Origin of the sequence: Pseudomonas sp. MEJ108, from assembly GCF_030208985.1 — a bacterium.
Taxonomy (GTDB): Bacteria; Pseudomonadota; Gammaproteobacteria; order Pseudomonadales; family Pseudomonadaceae; genus Aquipseudomonas; species Aquipseudomonas fragariae.
Window position 1 is genome coordinate 37,626 of the sequence record NZ_JARVSW010000042.1, and the last position, 23,140, is coordinate 60,765.

The window sequence follows — 23,140 nt, forward strand, 5'->3', positions numbered from 1 at the left end:
AATGCGCGCTCATTTTTTTCCTCTCGATGGTTAATCACGCGTCATGACTGCAAAACTAATCGACGGCAAGGCGATCGCCGCCAGCCTGCGCCAGCAGATCGCCAAACGTGTCGCCGAACGTAGCCAGCAAGGTCTGCGTACGCCGGGCCTCGCGGTGATTCTGGTCGGCAGCGACCCCGCCTCCCAAGTCTATGTCTCTCACAAGCGCAAGGACTGCGAGGAAGTCGGCTTTATCTCCCAGGCTTACGACTTGCCCGCTGATACCACTCAGGCAGCACTGACCGATCTGATCGACCGCCTCAATGAAGATGCCGCCGTCGACGGCGTCCTGCTGCAACTGCCCTTGCCCGCGCACCTCGACGCTTCGCTGCTGCTGGAGCGCATTCGCCCGGACAAGGACGTGGACGGCTTCCATCCTTATAACGTGGGTCGCCTCGCTCAACGCATTCCGCTGCTGCGCCCGTGCACTCCCAAAGGCATCATGACCCTGCTGGAAAGCACCGGTGTCGACCTGTACGGCCTGGATGCCGTCGTCGTCGGCGCATCCAACATCGTCGGCCGCCCGATGGCAATGGAACTGCTGCTGGCGGGCTGCACCGTCACGGTGACCCATCGTTTCACCAGGGATCTGGCAGGCCACGTGGGTCGTGCCGATCTGGTGGTGGTTGCCGCCGGCAAGCCGGGCCTTGTCAAAGGCGAATGGATCAAGCCGGGCGCGATCGTCATCGACGTCGGCATCAACCGCCAGGAAGACGGCAAGCTGGTAGGCGATGTGGTTTACGAGACCGCCCTGCCCCGCGCTGGCTGGATCACTCCGGTTCCGGGCGGCGTCGGCCCCATGACCCGCGCCTGCCTGCTGGAAAACACGCTGTACGCGGCAGAAACCCTGCACGACTGATCAGGCTGTTCTGCTCCCATAAAAAACGGCACCTGAGGTGCCGTTTTTTCATTCCCGAAAAAACTTACTTCCTGGCTGCTTCCCAGCTTTTCAGCAAGTCCGCATAGGCGATGGTTTCACCCTTGGGTTTCTCGTTGGCCAGCTTGCGCTGTGGCGCGAGGAACTCGCCGTTGCTCTCTTCGGCCTTCTTGTACCAGACTTCCGCAGTGGTTTCCTTATTCATCTTCGGTGCACATTTGCTGGGTTCCTGCACCTCAGAACGCTGGATGCGCATCATGATCGCATCCTGGTCCTTGGCCAGACCGTCGAGGGCCTCCTGCGCAGTCTTCTCGCCAGTGACCGCCTCGGCCACATGGCTCCACCACAGCTGTGCCAGCTTCGGATAGTCAGGCACGTTGGTGCCGGTAGGCGACCATTGCACGCGGGCCGGGCTGCGATAGAACTCCACCAGACCACCCAGCTTCGGCGCCAGCGCGGTCATTTCCTTGGAGTTGATGTCCGACTCGCGAATCGGCGTCAGGCCGACGATGGTTTTCTTCAGTGAAACGCTCTTCGAAGTCACGAATTGCGCATACAGCCACGCCGCCAGACGCTTTTTCTCGTCAGACGACTTCAGGAAGGTCCACGAACCCACGTCCTGATAGCCGAGCTTCATGCCTTCTTTCCAGTAAGGGCCTTTTGGCGAAGGTGCCATGCGCCATTTCGGCGTGCCATCGGCGTTCATGACAGGCAGACCCGGCTTGGTCATGTCGGCGGTAAAGGCGGTGTACCAGAAGATCTGTTGCGCGACGTTACCCTGCGAAGGCACCGGCCCGGATTCGGAGAAGGTCATGCCCGCCGCTTCCGGCGGCGCATAGGCTTTCAGCCAGTCGATGTATTTCTGCGTGGCGAACACTGCCGCCGGGCCGTTGGTGTCACCACCGCGGGTGATGCTGGAACCGACCGGATGGCAGTCTTCGACGCGAATACCCCACTCGTCCACCGGCAGACCGTTAGGCAAACCCTTGTCGCCGCTGCCCGCCATGGAGAACCAGGCATCGGTGAAACGCCAGCCCAGTGACGGGTCTTTCTTGCCATAGTCCATGTGCCCGAAGACTTTCTTGCCGTCGATCTCCTTGACGTCTTCGCTGAAGAATTTGGCGATGTCTTCATAAGCCGACCAGTTGACCGGAACACCCAGCTCGTAACCGTATTTGTCCTTGAATTTCTTTTTCAGATCAGGACGCTCGAACCAGTCGGCACGGAACCAGTACAGGTTGGCGAACTGCTGATCGGGCAATTGGTACAGCTTCGATTCGACAATGACTTTACCCGAAGCGTTCTTGACTTCGGGAGAGGTGGTAAACGAAGTGCCGATGAAGTCTTTCAGGTCCAGCGTCGGCGAGGTGACTTTACTGCCTTCCGGACTGGCCATCAGGTCGGTCAGAGACAGGGCCTTGCCGTAGCGGAAGTGCGTACCGATCAGGTCCGAGTCGTTGACCCAGCCGTCGTAGATGCTTTTGTCAGACTGCATGGCGGTCTGCAGCTTCTCGATGACATCACCTTCCTGCAGCAAGTCATGGGTGACTTTGATACCGGTGATTTCGGTGAACGCCTTGGCCAGGGTCTTGGACTCGTATTCATGGGTGGTCAGGGTTTCCGACACCACCTTGATGTCCATGCCACGAAACGGCTTGGCCGCTTCGATGAACCACTCCAGCTCTTTCAACTGCTCGGCATCAGAGAGCGTGCTCGGCTTGAACTCGCTCGCCGCCCACTTCTTCGCCGCATCTTCGTACTGATCCGCCCATGCCGACACACTCAACCCGCTGAGCATGATCATGGTTGCCAGCGTCACGCTATGTTGCAGCTTGTTTTTCTTATTGAACATAGTCATCTCCAGGTTGCTTTCATGTAGTCCCGCTTTTTCAATACTGCCGACCGGATCACCCCGGCAGCCACGCCCGGCCGCTCTCTACCCCCAACGCATCACCACCAACAGCCACACCAGGGAAGCCCCCGAAGCGATCCAGATGCTCCAGTCCGTCGCGCCGATCACCAGCAGATGCAGATAAGCGCTGCCCAGAAGCCCGATGAAAAGACGGTCGCCACGCGTGGTGGCAATCGGCAGAAAACCGCGACGCTCGATACTGGCCGAGCGCAGCTCCCATACGGTCATCCCTGCCAGCAGCAGCGCAATGCTGATGAAGAAGGACGCAGTGGGCAGTGTCCAGGACATCCACTCCATTTTTTCGACTCCTCAGACACGACCAAGAGCAAAGCCCTTGACCACATGGTTGCGAACGAACCAGATCACCAGCATGCCCGGCAGGATGGTCAACACCCCTGCCGCCGCCAGCACCCCCCAATCGATACCCGATGCCGACACGGTGCGGGTCATCACCGCAGCGATCGGCTTGGCGTTCACCGAAGTCAGGGTGCGCGCCAACAACAGCTCGACCCAGGAAAACATGAAGCAGAAAAAGGCGGTGACACCGATTCCCGAGCCAATCAGCGGGATGAAAATCTTCACGAAAAACTTGGGAAAGCTGTAACCGTCGATGTAGGCCGTTTCATCGATCTCCTTGGGAACGCCGGACATGAAGCCCTCCAGAATCCATACGGCCAGCGGAACGTTGAACAGACAGTGCGCCAGTGCCACGGCGATGTGCGTGTCAAATAGGCCGATGGACGAATACAGCTGGAAAAACGGCAGCAGGAATACTGCCGGTGGCGCCATGCGGTTGGTCAGCAGCCAGAAGAACAGGTGCTTGTCGCCGAGAAAACGATAGCGTGAAAACGCGTAGGCTGCCGGCAGTGCGACGCTCAGCGATATCACGGTATTGAGGCACACGTAATACAACGAGTTGAGGTAGCCGCTGTACCAGCTTTCGTCGGTGAAGATCACCTTGTAATTGGCCAGGGTGAAATCCTGCGGCCACAGGGTCAGACCACCGAGGATCTCGGTATTGGTCTTGAACGACATGTTGATCAGCCAGTAGATCGGCACCAGCAGAAACAACAGGTAAATCCACAGCGGTATGATTTTGCGCAGACTCATGACCAGCCCCTCAATTCTTTTCGCTGTGAGTCATGGCGGTGTAGAACACCCATGACACCAACAGAATGATCAGGAAATACACCAGCGAGAACGCCGCCGCAGGCCCCAGGTCGAACTGCCCGAGCGCCATGGTGGTCAGGGTCTGACTGAGGAAGGTGGTGGAGTTGCCCGGCCCGCCACCGGTCAGTACGAACGGCTCGGTGTAGATCATGAAGCTGTCCATGAAGCGCAACATCACCGCAATCAGCAGCACGCTTTTCATCTTCGGCAACTGGATATGCCGGAAGATCGCCCAGCCGGACGCCCGATCGATGCGTGCCGCCTGGTAATACACATCCGGAATCGCCCGCAGCCCTGAATAGCAAAGCAGAGCCACCAGCGAGGTCCAGTGCCAGACGTCGATGACCAGCACCGTCACCCAGGCGTCCGAGGCATTGGCGGCGTAGTTGTAGTTGATGCCCAGCACGTTGTTCAGCGTGTAACCCAGCAAGCCGATATCACCACGGCCGAAGATCTGCCAGATCGTGCCGACCACGTTCCACGGGATCAGCAGTGGAATGGTCATCACGATCAGGCACAGCGACGACCAGCGGCCCTTGGTCGGCATGGTCAGGGCAATCGCGATACCCAGCGGGATCTCGATCAGCAGTACACAGCCCGAATAAATGAACTGACGCAGCAGCGAGTCGTGCAGACGCGGGTCCTGCAGGACCTGCCGGAACCAGTCGGTGCCGACGAAATAGCGACTGGACTGGTCGAAGATGTCCTGCACCGAATAGTTGACCACGGTCATCATCGGGATAATCGCGCTGAATGCCACCAGCAGAAACACCGGCATCACCAGCCACCAGGCCTTGTTGTTCTGAACCTTACGCATGGGACACCTCACTGGCAGGGCCGGCTTCGAGCAGGTAATCATCTGCATAGAGCATCAGCCATTGCCCCGGAAAGCTGATCCAGGCCTGGCCTTGCGGTACCGGTTTGTCTTCCTGCAGACGCACCTTCAGCAGTTGTCCGGCCAGTTTCAGAGTGATGATCTTGTAGGTGCCGAGGTCTTCCACATAGGTCACGTCGGCGCACATCGCATCGTCGTAAGGTCCGTCCCAGACATGCACGAACTCAGGACGAATACCCACTTTCAGAGTTTTCCACGGCGTATTGGCCAGTTTTTGCTGCAACGACTCAGGCAACGGCAGGTGAATATCGGAAAAACCGACACCGCCCGGCTGCGGCGTAACGTCAATCAGATTCATCCCCGGGCTGCCGATGAAATAGCCGACAAAAGTGTGCGACGGCTTTTCGAACAGCTCCCGCGGCGTGCCGAACTGGACGATCTGTCCGCCATACATCACGGCGATCTTGTCGGCGAAGGTCGACGCCTCCAGTTGATCGTGGGTGACGTAAACCATGGTGATATTGAACTGCTCGTGGATCTGCTTGAGCTTGCGCCGCAGTTTCCACTTCAGGTGCGGATCGATCACGGTCAGCGGTTCGTCGAAGAGGATCGCCGACACGTCATCGCGCACCAGCCCGCGACCCATGGAGACTTTCTGCTTTTCGTCCGCACTGAGGTTGCGCGCCTTCTTTTTCAGCAGCGGCTGCAGGTCCAGGACATCGGCAATTTCGTTGACCTTGATGAGAATTCGCGCCTCATCCATGCCCTGATTGCGCAGCGGAAAAGCCAGATTATCGAACACGGTCATGGTGTCGTAGATCACCGGAAACTGGAAAACCTGAGCGATGTTGCGGCGTTCCGGGGGCAGCTCATTGACGATTTTCGAGTCGAACAGCACCTGCCCCTGCGACGGACTGAGCAGACCGGAAATGATATTGAGCAGCGTTGACTTGCCACACCCGGAAGGCCCGAGCAGCGCGTAGGCACCACCCTGCTCCCAGACGTGGCTCATCTCGCGAATGGCATAGTCATCAGGGCCAGGCTTGGCGCTGTAGCTGTGCGCCAGGTTCTGCAAGCGGATCTCGGCCATCAGGCAACCCTCGCCATACGCAGGCCCGGCGCCTGAATCAGGCCGCCCTGCTGATCGAATACAAACAATTTGTGGGTCGGGATGTACACCCGAATCGCCGCATCGACGTCATAGGCATGCACGCCTGGCAGATGCAGGACCAGCGAGAACAGCTCGTTGCGCACATGCAGGAAGGTTTCCGAGCCGCTGATTTCCGCCAGTTCGACAGTAACCGCCAGTTCCAGGTCGTCATCGTTGGACGGCACCAGGCTCAAATGGCTGGGGCGCACGCCGAAACGATACTCGCCATCGCCGACGGCCCGCAGGTCGACGTTGAGCGGGAAATGCACGAAGTTGGCGAAGCTGACTTCATTGCCTTCTATACGGCCCGGCATGAGGTTGATCGGCGGTTCGGAGAACAGCTCGGCGGCCAGCACAGTCGCAGGTCGATGATAGACCTCGGGGGTCTTGCCGCTCTGCACCACCCGCCCCTCATGCAGGATGGTGGTGGTGCCGCCCAGCGCCAGCGCTTCATTGGGCTCGGTGGTGGCGTATATGGCGATGGTATGGCGAGCGGCAAACAGCTCGCGCATTTCCTGGCGCAGCTCTTCGCGCAGCTTGTAATCGAGGTTGACCAACGGTTCGTCGAAGAGGATCAGTTCGGCGTCCTTGACCAGCGCCCTGGCCATCGCGGTGCGCTGCTGCTGCCCGCCGGATAGTTCGAGGGGGTGGCGTTGCAGGAATTTTTCGATGCGCAGCATCTTCGCGGTTTCCTGCACCCGGCTGTGGATCACGTCTTTGGAAAGACCCGCCTGACGCAGCGGCGAAGCGATGTTTTCGAACACCGTCATGCTCGGGTAATTGATGAACTGCTGATAAACCATCGAGACGTTGCGCAGGCGAACCGGACGATGGGTGACATCGACTCCGTTCATCAGCACTCGCCCGCTGTCCGGCTTGTCCAGCCCGGCCATCAGGCGCATCAGGCTGGTTTTGCCGGACAGGGTGCGCCCCAGCAGAACGTTGAATGATCCCGGCTCAAAGCTCAGGGAAGCGTTGTCGATCCAGACCTGACCATCGACGGCGCGACTGACATGCTCCAGCGTGAGTGACATGGCGTGCCCTTTGTTGTTTTTTTCTTAAGGGTGAATGCGTGACTGTTTGCAGATAGCGACATTCGTGCCAGCTCAGGCGGATCGCCGGTGAAGCCCGAAACAGAGCGTTCGCCCGTATTCAGGGGACGAAACGCCTTTCACAGCTGAACAATAATGAACAGAAAAGGCTGAACACTTGAACAAAATGAACATTGACTTTGAACACAACTGAACGACACTGGACGGACGTTGCGGGCAAGGATGGTCACGCCGACGGGACCTAAAAACAAAAACAATACGTCACATTCGCAGGCATCCTCATGTCTCAAACCAGCGCTTCGCTTGCTCACGACATCATCATTCAGGATTCATGGACCCGCTGCCGGGACTTCGGCCTCAATCATCAGACGCGCCCCTCATTCGGCCAATTGCCGGGGACGGAGGTTTCCAGGCTGCTGGAGCGCCATCACGGACTGGTACAGACCACCCATCAGGAGGTCCTGCCGGTCTACGAAAACATTCTCAGCAACTCCAGCTGTCTGATTCTGCTGGCCGACCCTCAAGGTCAGTTGCTCAAGTCATGGGGTGCACAACGCTTCGTCGAATCGTCCCAGGCTCAAGGCTTCATGCCAGGTGCCAGCTGGAACGAACGCGGCACGGGCACCAACGCCATCGGCACGGCGCTGGCCTGCGAAGAGGCCATCCATATTGAACCGGACGAGCATTTCCTCAAGGCCAACCGTTTCATGACCGGTTCGGCCTCACCGATCTTCGACGCAGACAGGCGCATCATCGCCGTGCTGGATGTGTCCAGCGACAGCTTCCTGCCACCCTCGCACACGCTGGGCATGGTCAAAATGATGAGCCAGTCGGTGGAAAACCGCCTGATCCTCGACCAGTTTCGCGATTCCCACTTCCAGCTGATCTTCAATACCGGCCTGAACAACCTCGACAGCCAATGGGCTGGCCTGCTGATTTTTGACGAAAGCGGCCAGATCCTGTGCGCCAATCGGCGTGCCGACGCCTTGCTGGGGACGACTCCGGCCGGTGCCAGCATCGAGACGCTGTTCAAGTGTCCGATCCTGCAACTGCTCAGAGAGACCGAAGCGCGTCCGTTTGCGCTGCATGCATTTGGCAACAATCGCTTTCAGTGCCTGCTCAAACGCCCGACTCGCAAACCATTGAAGCTGCATTGCGTCCAGGCTGCGCAGGTGCCTGCAGCACCATCACGAAACCTTGACCTGCAGGCCATCAGCATGGGCGATGCGAAAGTCGAGAAGGCTGTGCGTCAGGCGCAGCGGCTGCTGGAAAAAGACATCCCGCTGCTCATTCATGGTGAAACCGGGGTCGGCAAGGAAGTGTTTGTCAAAGCCCTGCATCAGGCCAGTGTGCGCGCCAGCCAGCCGCTGATCGCGGTCAACTGTGCAGCGATCCCGGCCGACCTGGTCGAGGCCGAGCTGTTTGGCTATGAAAGAGGCGCCTTCACCGGGGCCAACCAGAAAGGCAGCATCGGCCTGATCCGCAAGGCCGACAAAGGCACGCTGTTTCTCGACGAAGTGGGCGACATGCCGATGCCGGTACAGGCGCGACTGCTGCGTGTGCTGCAAGAGCGCTGCGTTCAGCCATTGGGCAGCAGCGAGCTGTATCCGGTCGATATACGGCTGATTTCAGCCACCAACCGGGGCCTGCGCGATCAGGTCCAGGCGGGCCTTTTTCGCCAGGATCTTTATTATCGGATCAGCGGCCTGAGCATCGAACTCCCGCCCCTGCGCGAGCGGACTGACAAACATGCGCTGATCCAGCGAATCTGGGAGCGGCACCGTGATGCTCACCAGCGCGCGGGCTTTTCCAGAGAAGTGCTTGAATTATTCGAGCATCACCCCTGGCCGGGCAACCTGCGTCAGCTCAACAGCGTGATTCAGGTGGCGCTGGCACTGGCCGACGAACAGCCGATCGGCACTGACCATCTGCCCGAGGACTTTCTGCTCGACGCTCACGCGGATGAGGAATGCCGTGCCCCGGTCAGGACTCAGGAGTCGGCCACGCGCCTTCACTCGAGCGAAGACCTCGGCCAATTGTTTCAAGCGGCAGGCGGGAATATTTCACAGCTGGCCAAACGTCTGGGCGTCAGCCGTAACACGCTGTACAAGCGGTTGCGGGAGCAGCGGATCGTTTAGTGTTTGACGCTCGGCAGGCAGCACATCATCGAGGACAGGACGCGGAGCGTCCAGAACAGCATGCCCATGCGGAGCATGGGCACAATAGTGTTTCAGGAACAGTCCTTGATCAGTCCGCCAGACGCCAGGTCGTGCCGCCCTTGCCGTCTTCCAGAAGCACACCCATGGCAGTGATCTGGTCGCGGATACGGTCGGACTCGGCCCAGTCTTTTGCGGCACGCGCCGCCAGACGCGCTTGAATCAGCGCCTCCACTTCAGCCGCATCGACCCGTCCTTCCGCGCCAGCGCGCAAAAAGTCGTCGGCTTCGAGCTGCAGAACACCCAGCACGCTGGCCAGTTGCTTCAAACGTGCCGCCAGACCCGCCGCCGCTGCGACATCGGATTCGCGCAGACGATTGATCTCGCGAACCATCTCGAACAGCACCGCACAAGCTTCAGGCGTACCGAAGTCATCGTTCATCGCCGTGCTGAAACGCTCGACGAACGCCTCGCCACCCGCAGGTTCGGCGACCGGCAGGCCCTTGAGCGCGTGATAGAAACGCTCCAGTGCCGCCTTCGACTCACGCAGGCTGTCTTCGGAATAGTTGATCGCGCTGCGGTAGTGGCTCGACACCAGCAGGTAACGCACCACTTCCGGGTGGTATTTCTCCAGCACGTCGCGAATGGTAAAGAAGTTGTTCAGGGACTTGGACATCTTCTCGCCATTGATACGAATCATGCCGCAGTGCAACCAGGCATTGGCGTAGGTCTTGCCGGTGGCCGCTTCGCTCTGGGCGATTTCGTTTTCATGGTGCGGAAACTCCAGATCGCTGCCGCCACCATGAATATCGAAAGTCTCGCCCAGGCAGCAGGTCGACATCACCGAGCACTCGATATGCCAGCCTGGACGCCCTGCACCCCAGGGCGATTCCCAGCTTGGCTCGCCCGGCTTGACGCCCTTCCAAAGGACGAAGTCCAGCGGATCTTCCTTGGACTCGTCCACTTCGATGCGTGCGCCGATGCGCAGGTCTTCGATCTTCTTGCGCGACAGCTTGCCGTAACCCTGAAACTTGCCGACCCGGTAATACACATCGCCGTTACCCGGCGCGTAAGCATAGCCCTTGTCGATCAGGGTCTGGATCATGGCGTGCATGCCAGGGATATGGTCGGTGGCACGCGGCTCCATGTCCGGCTTGAGGATGTTGAGGCGCGCCTCGTCCTCGTGCATGGCCTCGATCATGCGCGCGGTCAGTGCGTCGAACGACTCACCGTTTTCCCGCGCCCGGTTGATGATCTTGTCGTCGATATCGGTAATGTTGCGCACATAGGTCAGTTCATAACCGCTGAAGCGCAACCAGCGCGTCACCAGATCGAACGCAACCATGCTGCGGCCATGGCCCAGGTGGCAGTAGTCGTACACGGTCATCCCGCAGACGTACATGCGCACCTTGTTGCCATCCAGCGGCTTGAAAACTTCTTTGCTCTTGGTGAGCGTGTTGTAGATAGAAAGCACGTGCTCCCCCTCAAACGTACAGCATCAGGTCCAGGAATCCCGCAACGTCACGGTGCGGTTGAAGACAGGTCGACCGGGTTTGGAGTCCTTGATGTCCGCGCAGAAATAACCTTCGCGTTCGAACTGGAAACGGTCTTCCGGTTGCGCTTGCGCCAATGAAGGCTCGGCGCGACAACCGGTCAGTACTTGCAGGGAGTCCGGGTTGATGTTGTCCAGAAAGCTTGCGCCCTCTTCGGCTTTTTCAGGGTTCGGCGAACGGAACAGACGATCGTACAAACGCACTTCGCACTCTACGCTCTCGGCTGCCGGCACCCAGTGCACGACGCCCTTGACCTTGCGGCCTTCAGGGTTCTTGCCCAACGTTTCCGGGTCGTAGGAGCAACGCAGCTCGATGATGTTGCCGTCGGCATCCTTGATCGCCTCATCGGCACGGATCACATAGCTGCCGCGCAAACGCACTTCACCATTGGGCTCAAGACGCTTGTAGCCCTTCGGCGGCTCTTCCATGTAATCGTCGCGATCGATGTACAGCTCCCGCGAGAACGGCAGCTCGCGCATGCCCAGATCTTCTTTCGGGTGGCGCGGCAGTTCCAGCTTCTCGACCTGGCCTTCCGGGTAGTTGGTGATGACCACTTTCAGCGGGCGCAGCACGCACATGGCGCGCGGCGCGCTGTGGTCCAGGTCGTCGCGGATGCTGAATTCGAGCATGCCGAAATCGACCACGCCATCAGAGCGGTTGGTGCCGATCATTTCGCAGAAATTGCGAATCGATTTGGGCGTGTAGCCACGGCGACGGAAGCCCGACAGCGTCGACATGCGTGGGTCATCCCAGCCATTGACGTGTTTCTCGTCAACCAGTTGCTTGAGCTTGCGCTTGCTGGTGATGGTGTAGTTCAGGTTCAGGCGCGAGAACTCATACTGACGCGGCTTGCACGGCACCGGCAGGTTGTCGAGAAACCAGTCGTACAGCGGACGATGGCTTTCGAACTCCAGGGTGCAGATCGAGTGGGTGATGCCTTCGAGGGCATCCGACTGACCGTGGGTGAAGTCATAGATCGGATAGATGCACCACTTGTCGCCGGTCTGATGGTGATGCGCATGGCGAATGCGGTAGATGATCGGGTCACGCAGGTTCATGTTCGGCGAGGCCATGTCGATTTTGGCGCGCAGTACGCGAGCGCCATCCTCGAACTCACCGGCTTTCATGCGCGCGAACAGGTCGAGGTTTTCCTCGACGCTACGCTCGCGGAACGGACTGTTCTTGCCCGGCTCGGTCAGGGTGCCGCGATATTCGCGCGCCTGCTCGGGGGTCAGATCGTCCACATAGGCCTTGCCTGCCTTGATCAGCTCGACCGCCCAGTCGTGCAACTGGTCGAAATACTGCGAGGCGTAGCGCACTTCGCCCGCCCACTCGAAGCCCAGCCACTTGACGTCACTCATGATGGCGTCGATGTATTCCTGGTCTTCCTTGGCCGGGTTGGTGTCATCGAAACGCAGGTGCGTATCGCCACCGAACTCCTGGGCCAGACCGAAGTTCACGCAGATCGACTTGGCGTGACCGATGTGCAGGTAGCCGTTGGGCTCCGGCGGAAAGCGGGTCACGATTTTGCTGTGCTTGCCCGAGTCCAGGTCTGCCTGCACGATAGGACGCAGGAAATTGGTCGGTACGGCTGGACCTGCCTTTGAATGGGCAGCGGGTTCTGGAGTGGGCTTGCTCATAGGATCCTTGGACATACGTGCGCGGCCAGGGTAGGCCGACTAAATCAAAGCGCTTATCATAGCCGAAGCTGTCAAGTCCCTGACAACAGACTGCGTATTTGAAGGCATAAAAGCTGCAAAAGCGCTGAAAAATGTAACCTCGTCTGTAAACTGCGCGTCAGGGTCATAATCCGCCCATTCATGCATGACTAGAGAGCGACTTCCCAAATGCCTAATGTAAAGCTGACTACCAACCACGGCGACATCGTGCTGCAACTGAACGAAGAAAAAGCGCCGCTGACCGTTGCCAACTTCATCGAATACGTTAAAGCCGGCCACTACGAAAACACGGTTTTCCACCGTGTGATCGGCAATTTCATGGTTCAGGGCGGCGGTTTCGAGCCTGGCATGAAAGAAAAGAAAGACAAGCGCCCGAGCATCCAGAACGAAGCCGACAACGGTCTGCCGAACAAGAAGTACAGCGTCGCCATGGCCCGTACCATGGAACCGCATTCGGCCTCTGCGCAGTTCTTCATCAACGTCGCTGACAACGCCTTTCTGAACCACAGCGCCAAGACCGTTCAGGGCTGGGGTTACGCTGTGTTCGGTGAAGTGATCGAAGGCACCGACGTGGTCGACAAGATCAAAGGCGTGGCGACTTCCAGCAAGGCCGGCCATCAGGACGTCCCGGTAGAAGACGTGATCATCGAGAAAGCCGAGATCGTTGAGTGATACTGCTGATCTCCGATCTGCATCTTGAACAGGAGCGCCCGGACATTACCCGGGCGTTTCTGGATCTGCTCGCAGGACGCGCTCGCGAAGCCGAGTCGCTGTATATCCTCGGGGATTTCTTTGAAGTCTGGATCGGTGACGACGCGATGTCGCCGTTCCAGCTTTCGATCTGCAAGGCCCTGCGCGAATTGAGCGACAGCGGCACACGAATTTTTCTGATGCACGGCAACCGTGATTTCATGCTCGGCAAGGGTTTCTGCAAGGCAGCGGGCTGCACGCTGCTGAGCGACCCGAGCGTTGTGCAACTGAACGGTGAGCCGGTGCTGCTGATGCACGGCGACAGTCTGTGCACCCGCGATGAAGGCTATATCCGGATGCGCCGCTATCTGCGCCATCCGCTGACGCTGTTTATTTTGCGCCATTTGCCGCTGGGTACTCGGCACAAGCTGGCGCGCAAGTTGCGCAATGAAAGCCGTGCACAAACCCGTATGAAGGCCAATGATATTGTCGATGTGACGCCGGACGAGGTGCCGCGAATCATGCAGCAGTTCGGTGTGCGTACGTTGGTCCACGGCCACACTCATCGTCCGGCTATTCATAAGTTGCAGATTGGCGATCAGGCGGCCAGGCGCATTGTGCTGGGTGACTGGGATCGTCAGGGCTGGGTGTTGCAAGTCGATGAGCAGGGTTTCAATCTGAGTTCGTTCGACTTTGTGCCCGAGACGGTTGCGCTGTTGAATTGATGGTGCGGGATCGCGTGAACTGAACCCGAAAAGCTGGACGGTTGACTATCGTTCCCATGGTCCGCGTGGGAATGCAGTTCGTGACGCTCTGCGTCACACAGCGGTTCTGCGATGTCAGGTGGATTGGGGTTCGGCTCAGGTCACCTTTGGATTGGGGCTCGACACAGACTCTCGTTCCCACGCTCCGCGTGGTAATGCCTTTCGTGACGCTCTGCGTCACACGGCGGTTCTGCGATATCAGGTAGATTGGCAGTAGGCTCAGGTCACCTTTTCGCCCCTCGGCGACTCACTTTGAGGGACCAAAGTGAGCAAAGTCCCCGCTCCTGTTTCCGGCCCGACTTCGTCGGGTTCCTTCGTCCTGACACTGATCCGGGGGTCGCTGCAACGGGCCATCCCTGGCCCGGTGCAGCTAACTCGGCATCCTTGCCGAGTTTCCCCCGGATCAATGTCAGGACTCAGCCGTCACTTACGTCGCAATCTGTGTCGTCAGTGCCATCGTGGTTGAAAAACACTTTTGCGGCAGTGGCTGCGGGTAAGGCATGAGATTGTTTTGAATATCGTTCCCATGCTCCGCGTGGGAATGCAGTTCGTGACGCTCTGCGTCACACAGCGGTTCTGCGTCGTCTGTGCCATCGTGGTTGAAAAAGCACTTTAGAGCAGTTTGGCCATAGACACGGTTCAGATAGGCGCACAAGAAACTAGTGCCCGCCGCCTGCCGCAGGCCCGGCCTTGGCGGCGAATGGGGGTTTGGCCAGCCAGACGAGCAGGATCAGTCCGGCGAATATCCAGCCCAGCAGGTAGAAGTAATCCACGGTGGACATCATGTAGGCCTGTGCGTTGAGGGTCTGCTCCAGTTGCGCGTAGGCTTGCGGGCTGGCGCCGCCCAGGCTGTCGAGGGCGTGGCGGGTGGCGGGGTCGAAGGTGCTGATGTTTTCGCTCAGGTAGGCATGATGCTGGTTGGCGCGGCGGATCCAGATCCAGGTGGTCAGCGATGCTGCGAAGCTGCCGCCCAGGGTGCGCAGGAAGGTTGCCAGTCCGGAGCCATCGGCGATCTGATCAGGCGGCAGGTCGGACAGCAGAATGCTCAGGGTCGGCATGAAGAACAGTGCCACGCCGATGCCCATGAACAACTGCACCATCGCCACGTGTTCGAAATCCACATCGGTGTTGAAGCCCGCACGCATGAAGCAGCTCAGCCCCATCGCCAGAAACGCCAGCCCGGCCAGCAGACGCAGGTCGAACTTGTGCGCGTACTTGCCGACAAAGGGCGACATCAGTACCGGCAGGATGCCAATCGGCGCGACAGCCAGCCCCGCCCAGGTCGCGGTATAGCCCATCTGGGTCTGCAACCACTGCGGCAATATCAGGTTGATGCCGAAGAAGCCGGAATAGCCGCCGATCATGACCAGCGTGCCGATGCGGAAATTGCGGTAGGCAAACAGGCGCAGATTGACGATCGGGTGCTTGTCGGTCATTTCCCAGATGACGAAGAAAACCAGCGCCACCAGCGAAATTAGCGAGCCGAAGATGATGAAGTTCGACTCGAACCAGTCCAGATCATTACCCTTGTCGAGGACTATCTGCAGCGCACCCACACCGACGATCAGCGCCAGCAGGCCAATGTAGTCCAGCGGTTGGCGAGCCGTGCTGACCGGTCTCTTGGCCAGCTGCGTACGCACTACCAGCACAGCGAACAGACCGATGGGAATGTTGATGAAGAAGATCCACGGCCAGCTGTAACTGTCGGTAATCCAGCCACCGAGGATCGGCCCGGCAATGGGTGCAACTACCGTCACCATCGCCAGCAATGCCAGAGCCATGCCCCTTTTGGCGGGCGGGTACACCGCAATCAGCAGAGTCTGACTCATCGGGTACAGCGGCCCGGCGACCATGCCCTGCAGCGCCCGGAAGCCCACCAGTTCCGGCATGGACTGGGAAATGCCGCACAGAAACGAAGCGATCACGAACAGAATGGTGGCCCACAGGAACAGCTTGACCTCACCGAAGCGGCGACTGAGCCAGCCGGTCAGTGGCAAGGCAATCGCGTTGCTGACCGCAAACGAGGTGATCACCCAGGTGCTCTGCTCTGAACTGACGCCCAGGTTGCCGGCGATGGTCGGCAGCGCCACGTTGGCAATCGTGGTATCGAGCACCTGCATGAAGGTCGCCAGCGACAGACCGATGGTGCACAGCAACAGACTTGGCGGGGTAAAAGAAGCGGGGGCGTTGTTGCTCATCGCGAATCCCTGAAGACGAATGCGACACCCCGGCCAGCAGGCCGGGGCTCACGGATTGGCGGTTCAGCGCTGAACGGCAGTCTTGCCACCGGGCGCACTGTTCTCATGAATCAGGCGGGCGATCAGCGCGTCGGCGTCAGCCAGCTGCTCGGTGTACACCTGAGTGCTGAAAGCGGCCTGCTTGCGCGGCTGTTGCGCCAGGACCGGACCGCTCTGGTCGTGCAGGTTGACCTCAACCGTGGTCGACAGGCCTATGCGCAACGGGTACTTCGCCAGCTCTTCAGGATTGATGTGCACCCGCACCGGCACACGCTGGACAATCTTGATCCAGTTGCCAGTGGCGTTCTGCGCCGGCAGCAACGCAAAGGCACTGCCGGTACCGGCCCCCAGGCTGTCGATGGTGCCGCTGTACTTCACATCGCTGCCATACAGGTCGGAGCTGATCTCCACCGGCTGACCGATGCGCATCTTGCCCAACTGGGTCTCCTTGAAGTTGGCATCGATCCACAACTGATCCAGCGGGATGACCGCCATGGTAGCGGTGCCCGGCTGAATGCGTTGCCCCAGTTGCACGGTGCGCTTGGCCACGTAGCCGGTGACCGGTGCCACGAGTGTTGAACGTGCGTTGGTCAGGTAGGCCTGACGCAACTGCGCAGCCGCTGCCTTGACGTCCGGGTGCGAGGACACCACGGTGTCATCGACCAGCGCCACGCTGGTGCTCAATTGCTGCTGAATATTGTTCAGGGCGCTCTGCGCGCTGGTCAGGCTGTCCCTGGCGTGCGACAGCTCTTCCTGGGAAATCGCCCCGCCGGCTGCGAGGCTGCGACGGCGGTTATAGTTGTCCTGAGCGGTCTGCACGGCAGCACGCTGCGCGGCCAGTTGCGCCCTCATGCCATCGACATTGCTATAGAGGCCACGTACCTGGCGCACGACCTTGCCCAGATTGGCCTCGGCGCTTTGCAGCGAGACTTCGGCATCGCTCGGGTCGAACTTGAGCAGAACCTGCCCTTCGTGCACCAGATCACCATCGTCCGCACCAATACTGATGACGGTTCCGGTGACCAGCGGGGTGATTTCGACCACGTTGCCATTCACATAGGCGTCGTCGGTCTCTTCGCTCCATTGGCCGTAGATCTCGTACCAGGCCCAGATGCCCAGTGCGAGGATCACCACGACAATGGCAAGCCCGATCAGCATGAACGTGCGCTTGCCGGACTTCGGCTCCTGTTCAGGAGCCGGGGCAGATGTGTTTTCAGCGGCAGCAGTGGCCATGGCAGTTACCTTTAATCAGCGAAGCGACGGAACGACGGCGATCAGGCTCACGCCTGCCAACACGTCGGCCGCTCAGCGTTTAGCTTTGGGGTTGAAGCTCAAACGAGTCAGAGTGATGTGGTCATCAGCAGCCACCAGCACTTTGGTGAGAATTCTTTTCAGGCTCTCGACCTCTTCACTGTCGAGCGCCGCGAACGTGTCGTTCATCGCGTCCGCGCCAATCTGCGGCAGCAGATCGGAGAGCGCCTGCCCCTGCTCGGTCAGCGCCAGACGCACCTGACGGCGATCGGTCGCGGAGCGCTGGCGCACCACCAGCCCCTTCTGTTCCAGGCGATCGAGCATGCGGGTCATCGAACCACTGTCCAGCGACAGGTGCCGACACAATTCCACGGGGGTATCGGTAGAAAACTGGGCAATGATGATCAGCACCTTGAATTGCGCGAACGTTACGTCGTAGGGCAGCAGGTACTTGTCGAGCATGCGGTCTTTGAGCGCATTGGTACGACCGACCAGCAGCCCGATGAGGCTGGATTCAAAATTGTCGGGGCTGAAATGTTTCATGGATTGACCCAGATAGCTGCCTAGGCAGTGATTGCAAAATATTACTGCCTAGGCAGCCGTTGTCAAAGCATTTATTAGCTTGCTTACTAAATGCCCATAAAAAAACGACCGCTGGCAAGGCGGTCGTTTTGGAGGGAACGCGAGAGCAATCAGGCGGCGACAGGTACGCCACTGTGAAAGCGGAACTCTTCGTCAGGGCTTTCGATCAGCTCACGCTCGGCCAGACGGATCTCCTCGATCTTGGCATCGACATCAGCCTTGTCGCCGTAGCTGTAAGCCAGCTTGAGGTAGTCCTGAAAGTGCCGCGCTTCGGACTTCAGCAGGCCGCCATAGAACTTGGCCAGCTCTTCGTCCAGATGCGGCACCAGCGCGGCGAAGCGTTCGCAGGAACGCGCCTCGACGATGGCACCGACGATCAGCGCATCGGTCAGCCGGTACGGGTTGTGATTGCGCACCAGCTTGCGCAGCGCTCCGGCATAACGGGCCGAGCTGATATTGGCCATGGGGATCTGGCGCTTTCTGATAATGCTGATGACTTGCTCGAAATGGCGCAGTTCTTCCCGGGCCAGACGTGACATCTTGCTCAACAGGTCGAACTTGTCGTTGTACTGAAACATGAACTGGAACGCGGCCCCGGCGGCCTTCTTCTCGTTGTTCGCATGGTCGATCAGCAGGATGTCCAGATTGCGCAGCGCGGCCTGGACCCAGCTGTCGGGGGTGTGGCAAAGCAGGAAGGCTTCGATTTCAGGGATCGGGTACATAGGCTCACAGAATGACGGAGAGGCACGGCCGGGCATTATACGAGCAGCAACGATGCCCCGCGACACAAAAGCATGCCGGGTTTGTCAGGCGCCGAAGGCGTCGCGCAAAAAGCCTGGCGCGATGTAACGCTGATAGTGCGCCTCGGACAGCAGGAAAAACTCGCGGTCGATCGCATCGCGCAGTTCCGGCAGCGTCCAGTCGCGGAACTCCGGCAACAGCACAAAACCATAGGCCTCGACCTGGCTGATGACCCGGGCACCACGGGCGATCAACTGGTAAGACCAGCAATATTCGGACTGGTGCGGCACAAAGCGGATCTTGCGCTGGATGAGCTGCGCACGCAGCCTGTCGGCATCGAAGACTTCGAGCTTGGCAGTCATAACCTGGACCAGCAGTTGCTCCAGACGCAGCCAGACGGCTCTTTTTTCGTCTTCGTTATAGCCGTTCCAGTGGATGACCTCGTGGTGGAACCGCTTGCAGCCACGGCACACCAGATCCCCGTAAACAGTGGAGCAGAGGCCGACGCAGGGAGTTTTGATAATGTAATCGGGCATGTCAGGCAGGACTGCGGAAGGCGAAACAGGGACTCATGTTAGCCCTTTGTCTAAGCAAGTTCACCCCCGAAGATGTAGGGGCTAACTTACCTTTGGCAAAGTTTTGGCGTAGAATCAGCGAGCCTTTTAAGGCGCCAATGTCCGTTGGAAGCTGTTTTCAAAGCGTCACGAGCACAGTCAAGTTAATCCCGCAGTGCGGCGTCGACAGGCCATTCCCTCATCACGAATGGCCGTGTCGACCGCCACTCCCCCCGCCCTGCAGGCGTAAAACTTTGAAAACAGCTTCTGTTAGGAATCACCGATACCCTGCCAACAAGGCTCAATAAGCCTTGCGTGGGTACGGGCGATTTCTGGATGAGCGTCCCGGACACCCATTTGGGACCACTGATGAGGGTTAATACTGTGCTTGAAGCCTACCGTAAACATATCGAAGAGCGTGCCGCCCAGGGCATCGTGCCCCAGCCGCTTAACGCCGAACAAACTGCAGGCCTGGTCGAGCTGCTGAAGAATCCCCCGGCTGGCGAAGAAGCTTTCCTTGTCGATCTGATCACCAATCGCGTTCCGCCAGGCGTTGACGAAGCTGCCTACGTCAAGGCCGGTTTCCTGTCTGCCCTGGCCAAGGGCGAAGCCACTTCTCCCCTGATCGACAAAAAACGCGCTACCGAACTGCTCGGCACCATGCAAGGTGGCTACAACATCGTCACCCTGGTTGAACTGCTCGACGACGCCACCCTCGCGCCAGTCGCTGCCGAACAACTCAAGCACACCCTGCTGATGTTCGACGCCTTCCACGACGTGGCCGAAAAAGCCAAGAACGGCAATGCCCACGCCAAGGCTGTGCTGCAGTCCTGGGCTGACGGCGAGTGGTTCAAGAAGCGCCCGACGCTGGCCGACAAGATCAGCCTGCGCGTCTTCAAGGTCACCGGCGAAACCAACACCGACGACCTGTCCCCTGCCCCTGATGCCTGGTCGCGTCCGGACATTCCGTTGCACGCCCTGGCCATGCTGAAAATGGCCCGTGACGGCATCGTCCCTGACGTTCAGGGCGCAATCGGCCCGATGAAGCAGATCGAGGAAATGCGCGGTCAGGGCTTCCCGATTGCCTACGTCGGTGACGTGGTCGGTACCGGTTCCTCGCGTAAATCGGCAACCAACTCGGTACTCTGGTTCTTCGGCGACGACGTCCCTTACGTCCCGAACAAGCGTGCCGGCGGTTTCTGCTTCGGCAGCAAAATTGCTCCGATCTTCTACAACACCATGGAAGATGCCGGCGCTCTGCCAATCGAATTCGATGTCTCGAACATCAACATGGGTGACGTGATCGACGTCTACCCCTACGCCGGCAAGGTCTGCAAGCACGACAGCGACGAAGTCATCACCACCTTCGAAATGAAGACCCCGGTGCTGCTCGACGAAGTCCGCGCTGGCGGCCGTATTCCGCTGATCATCGGTCGTGGCCTGACCAGCAAGGCGCGCGCCGAACTGGGCCTGCCGGAGTTCGACCTGTTCAAGACCCCTGACCAGCCAGCCGAAAGCACCAAGGGTTACACCCTGGCGCAGAAGATGGTCGGCAAGGCATGCGGCGTAGCGGGCGTTCGTCCGGGCACCTACTGCGAACCGAAGATGACCACCGTCGGCTCCCAGGACACCACTGGCCCGATGACCCGCGACGAACTGAAAGACCTGGCGTGCCTGGGCTTCTCGACCGATCTGGTCATGCAGTCGTTCTGCCACACCGCGGCCTATCCGAAGCCGATCGACGTCAAGACGCACCACACGCTGCCTGACTTCATCATGACCCGCGGTGGCGTTTCCCTGCGTCCGGGCGACGGCATCATCCACAGCTGGCTGAACCGCATGCTGCTGCCGGACACCGTCGGCACCGGTGGCGACTCGCACACCCGCTTCCCGATCGGTATCTCCTTCCCGGCCGGTTCCGGCCTGGTGGCATTCGCTGCTGCAACGGGCGTCATGCCGCTGGACATGCCTGAATCGATCCTGGTTCGCTTCAAGGGCAAGATGCAACCTGGCATCACCCTGCGCGACCTGGTTCACGCCATTCCTTACTACGCGATTCAGGCTGGCCTGCTGACCGTAGAGAAGAAAGGCAAGAAGAACGCATTCTCCGGTCGCATCCTGGAGATCGAAGGCCTCGACAACCTGAGCATCGAACAGGCTTTCGAGCTGTCCGACGCCTCTGCCGAGCGTTCGGCTGCCGGTTGCACCATCAAGCTGGCCAAAGAGCCAATCATCGAATACCTGAATTCGAACATCACCCTGCTGCGCTGGATGATCGAACAGGGTTACGGTGATCCTCGCACCCTGGAGCGTCGTGCTCAGGCGATGGAAGCCTGGGTTGCCAACCCGGAGCTGCTGGAAGCCGACAAGGACGCCGAGTACGCCGAAATCATCGAAATCGATCTGGCCGACGTCAAGGAGCCTGTGCTCTGCGCGCCGAACGACCCGGACGATGCCCGCCTGCTGTCTTCGGTACAGGGCGAGAAGATCGACGAAGTGTTCATCGGTTCGTGCATGACCAACATCGGCCACTTCCGCGCTGCGGGCAAGTTGCTGGATCAGGTCAAGGGCCAGTTGCCGACGCGTCTGTGGCTGTCGCCGCCGACCAAGATGGATGCTCACCAGCTGACCGAAGAAGGCTACTACGGCATCTACGGCAAGGCTGGCGCACGCATGGAAATGCCGGGCTGCTCGCTGTGCATGGGTAACCAGGCACGCGTTGAACCGAACGCGACCGTGGTGTCGACCTCGACCCGTAACTTCCCGAACCGTCTGGGTGATGGCGCGAACGTCTACCTGGCCTCGGCCGAGCTGGCGTCCGTTGCCTCGATTCTGGGTCGTCTGCCGACGGTCGAAGAGTACATGGGCTACGCCAACCAGATCGACACCATGGCAGCGGACGTGTACCGCTACCTGAGCTTCGATCAAATCGCCGAGTTCCGTGAAGCCGCAGCGAACGCCAACATCCCGGCCGTTCAAGTGTAAGCACGAAAGCAGGCATCAGAAGAACCCCATCCTCGTGATGGGGTTTTTTTGCTTTCGAGCATGCCCGTACATATATTTTTCACATTCACATGGCTATAGTGGCGGCCCTTGTTGGGGAGTAGCCTGCTCGTGACTCCGGTCACAGAGCGTTCGTATCAACATTCTCGGCAGCATGCCGTGGTGCGAACACCTTCTGGTTGGCGAGACCAACGATGCATCCATGCCTAAAGTCGGGCGTGTGGTTGCGTCGTTGACTCATAGCCCGACTGGATATAACCGTGAACCCGATTTCCCTCCTCTTTCTCGCGCTTGCCATGTCCACGGACGCCTTTGCTGCGGCCCTTGGTAAAGGAGCAAGCCTGCATAAACCGCGCTTTCTCGAAGCGTTGCGCACGGGCCTCATATTCGGCGCCATCGAAACCATCACGCCGGTCATCGGCTGGGGCATTGGCCAGGTGGCTGCGCGCTTCGCCGAGAGCTGGGATCACTGGATCGCCTTCACCCTGTTGCTGGTGCTAGGCCTGCACATGATCTACAACGGCATCAAGCACGACGATGACGAAGAGCAGGAAAAGCCGGGGCAGCATTCTTTCTGGATTCTCGCCGTCACCGCATTCGCCACCAGTATCGATGCACTGGCGGTCGGCGTAGGCCTGGCGTTTGTCGACGTCAATATCGTGGTTGCCGCCCTGGCCATCGGCCTGGCGACCACGGTCATGGTCACCATCGGCGTGATGCTGGGCCGGGTGCTGGGCACCATGGTCGGCAAACGCGCTGAAATCATTGGCGGTATCGTGTTGATCATGGTGGGTGCGACGATTCTTTACGAGCACTTGTCGGCGACGCAGTAATCGGCTGATCGAACCTATCAGTCAGACACAAAAAAACCCGCATCTTTCGATGCGGGTTTTTT

General features: G+C 59.3%; 19 protein-coding genes. 6 read left to right on the forward strand and 13 right to left on the reverse strand.

Going from position 1 to position 23,140, the window contains the following annotated elements; translation table 11 throughout:
- The first annotated feature begins 43 nt into the window (after positions 1 to 43).
- Positions 44 to 898, forward strand: coding sequence for a bifunctional methylenetetrahydrofolate dehydrogenase/methenyltetrahydrofolate cyclohydrolase FolD (folD, locus tag QRN50_RS18755; protein WP_003404473.1), 855 nt, complete (start codon positions 44 to 46; stop codon positions 896 to 898).
- 64 nt (positions 899 to 962) lie between these two features.
- On the opposite strand, the gene QRN50_RS18760 is transcribed toward folD, so the two are convergent.
- The 6 genes from QRN50_RS18760 to QRN50_RS18785 form a co-directional block, all read right to left on the reverse strand.
- Entirely contained in the window at positions 963 to 2,768 is a 1,806-nt protein-coding gene (locus tag QRN50_RS18760) for an ABC transporter substrate-binding protein (protein WP_024639687.1), read from the reverse strand.
- An 84-nt stretch (positions 2,769 to 2,852) separates the two neighbouring features.
- The gene (locus QRN50_RS18765) at positions 2,853 to 3,125 is read right to left on the reverse strand and encodes a DUF2160 domain-containing protein (protein ID WP_011267211.1); all 273 of its coding nucleotides are present in this window, start codon (positions 3,123 to 3,125) and stop codon (positions 2,853 to 2,855) included.
- Between the two features lie 12 nt (positions 3,126 to 3,137).
- A complete protein-coding gene (locus QRN50_RS18770; RefSeq protein ID WP_003315280.1) occupies positions 3,138 to 3,938 on the reverse strand; it encodes a carbohydrate ABC transporter permease in 801 nt (266 codons plus the stop codon).
- Positions 3,939 to 3,948: 10 nt separating this feature from the next.
- A complete protein-coding gene (locus QRN50_RS18775) occupies positions 3,949 to 4,815 on the reverse strand; it encodes a carbohydrate ABC transporter permease (protein WP_002552729.1) in 867 nt (288 codons plus the stop codon).
- Complete coding sequence (locus QRN50_RS18780) at positions 4,808 to 5,923, reverse strand: ABC transporter ATP-binding protein (protein ID WP_003404485.1); 1,116 nt, start codon at positions 5,921 to 5,923, stop codon at positions 4,808 to 4,810. The genes QRN50_RS18775 and QRN50_RS18780 overlap by 8 nt, the downstream gene beginning before the upstream one ends.
- Positions 5,923 to 7,017 carry an ABC transporter ATP-binding protein gene (locus QRN50_RS18785; protein WP_024642082.1) on the reverse strand — a complete coding sequence of 365 codons (1,095 nt, stop codon included), beginning with the start codon at positions 7,015 to 7,017 and terminating at the stop codon, positions 5,923 to 5,925. Before QRN50_RS18785 ends, QRN50_RS18780 begins: the two co-directional genes overlap by 1 nt.
- Positions 7,018 to 7,316: 299 nt before the next feature.
- Between QRN50_RS18785 and QRN50_RS18790 the strand changes: the two genes are divergently transcribed.
- Positions 7,317 to 9,173 carry a sigma-54-dependent Fis family transcriptional regulator gene (locus QRN50_RS18790; RefSeq protein ID WP_096127382.1) on the forward strand — a complete coding sequence of 619 codons (1,857 nt, stop codon included), beginning with the start codon at positions 7,317 to 7,319 and terminating at the stop codon, positions 9,171 to 9,173.
- 109 nt (positions 9,174 to 9,282) lie between these two features.
- Here the strand turns inward: QRN50_RS18790 and cysS are convergent, their stop codons facing one another.
- Together cysS and QRN50_RS18800 are read right to left on the reverse strand one after the other, a co-directional pair.
- A complete protein-coding gene (cysS, locus tag QRN50_RS18795; RefSeq protein WP_024639690.1) occupies positions 9,283 to 10,665 on the reverse strand; it encodes a cysteine--tRNA ligase in 1,383 nt (460 codons plus the stop codon).
- Between the two features lie 24 nt (positions 10,666 to 10,689).
- Positions 10,690 to 12,384 (reverse strand): glutamine--tRNA ligase/YqeY domain fusion protein, encoded by a 1,695-nt coding sequence (locus tag QRN50_RS18800; protein ID WP_024642214.1) that lies wholly within the window; start codon positions 12,382 to 12,384, stop codon positions 10,690 to 10,692.
- A 207-nt stretch (positions 12,385 to 12,591) separates the two neighbouring features.
- Between QRN50_RS18800 and QRN50_RS18805 the strand changes: the two genes are divergently transcribed.
- Positions 12,592 to 13,095 carry a peptidylprolyl isomerase gene (locus QRN50_RS18805; protein ID WP_003404493.1) on the forward strand — a complete coding sequence of 168 codons (504 nt, stop codon included), beginning with the start codon at positions 12,592 to 12,594 and terminating at the stop codon, positions 13,093 to 13,095.
- Positions 13,092 to 13,838 carry a UDP-2,3-diacylglucosamine diphosphatase gene (gene lpxH, locus QRN50_RS18810; RefSeq protein WP_011267205.1) on the forward strand — a complete coding sequence of 249 codons (747 nt, stop codon included), beginning with the start codon at positions 13,092 to 13,094 and terminating at the stop codon, positions 13,836 to 13,838. The genes QRN50_RS18805 and lpxH overlap by 4 nt, the downstream gene beginning before the upstream one ends.
- A 698-nt stretch (positions 13,839 to 14,536) precedes the next feature.
- Here the strand turns inward: lpxH and QRN50_RS18815 are convergent.
- The 5 genes from QRN50_RS18815 to QRN50_RS18835 form a co-directional block, all read right to left on the reverse strand.
- Positions 14,537 to 16,096, reverse strand: a complete 1,560-nt coding sequence (locus QRN50_RS18815; RefSeq protein ID WP_225650789.1) for a DHA2 family efflux MFS transporter permease subunit — start codon at positions 16,094 to 16,096, stop codon at positions 14,537 to 14,539.
- Between the two features lie 42 nt (positions 16,097 to 16,138).
- Positions 16,139 to 17,347 carry an HlyD family secretion protein gene (locus tag QRN50_RS18820; protein WP_032657457.1) on the reverse strand — a complete coding sequence of 403 codons (1,209 nt, stop codon included), beginning with the start codon at positions 17,345 to 17,347 and terminating at the stop codon, positions 16,139 to 16,141.
- Positions 17,348 to 17,419: 72 nt separating this feature from the next.
- Positions 17,420 to 17,908: a MarR family winged helix-turn-helix transcriptional regulator gene (locus QRN50_RS18825; protein WP_003404499.1), complete on the reverse strand. Its 489-nt coding sequence runs from the start codon at positions 17,906 to 17,908 to the stop codon at positions 17,420 to 17,422.
- A 149-nt stretch (positions 17,909 to 18,057) separates the two neighbouring features.
- On the reverse strand, positions 18,058 to 18,669 hold the full coding sequence (locus QRN50_RS18830) for a MiaE family protein (RefSeq protein ID WP_096126557.1): 612 nt from the start codon (positions 18,667 to 18,669) through the stop codon (positions 18,058 to 18,060).
- 84 nt (positions 18,670 to 18,753) lie between these two features.
- The gene (locus QRN50_RS18835) at positions 18,754 to 19,224 is read right to left on the reverse strand and encodes a DUF1289 domain-containing protein (RefSeq protein WP_096126558.1); all 471 of its coding nucleotides are present in this window, start codon (positions 19,222 to 19,224) and stop codon (positions 18,754 to 18,756) included.
- A gap of 402 nt (positions 19,225 to 19,626) precedes the next feature.
- Here QRN50_RS18835 and acnB point away from each other — a divergent pair, with 402 nt between their 5' ends.
- Together acnB and mntP are read left to right on the forward strand one after the other, a co-directional pair.
- Positions 19,627 to 22,227, forward strand: coding sequence for a bifunctional aconitate hydratase 2/2-methylisocitrate dehydratase (acnB, locus tag QRN50_RS18840; protein ID WP_003409708.1), 2,601 nt, complete (start codon positions 19,627 to 19,629; stop codon positions 22,225 to 22,227).
- 278 nt (positions 22,228 to 22,505) lie between these two features.
- Entirely contained in the window at positions 22,506 to 23,078 is a 573-nt protein-coding gene (gene mntP / locus QRN50_RS18845; RefSeq protein WP_096126559.1) for a manganese efflux pump MntP, read from the forward strand.
- Positions 23,079 to 23,140 lie beyond the last annotated feature (62 nt).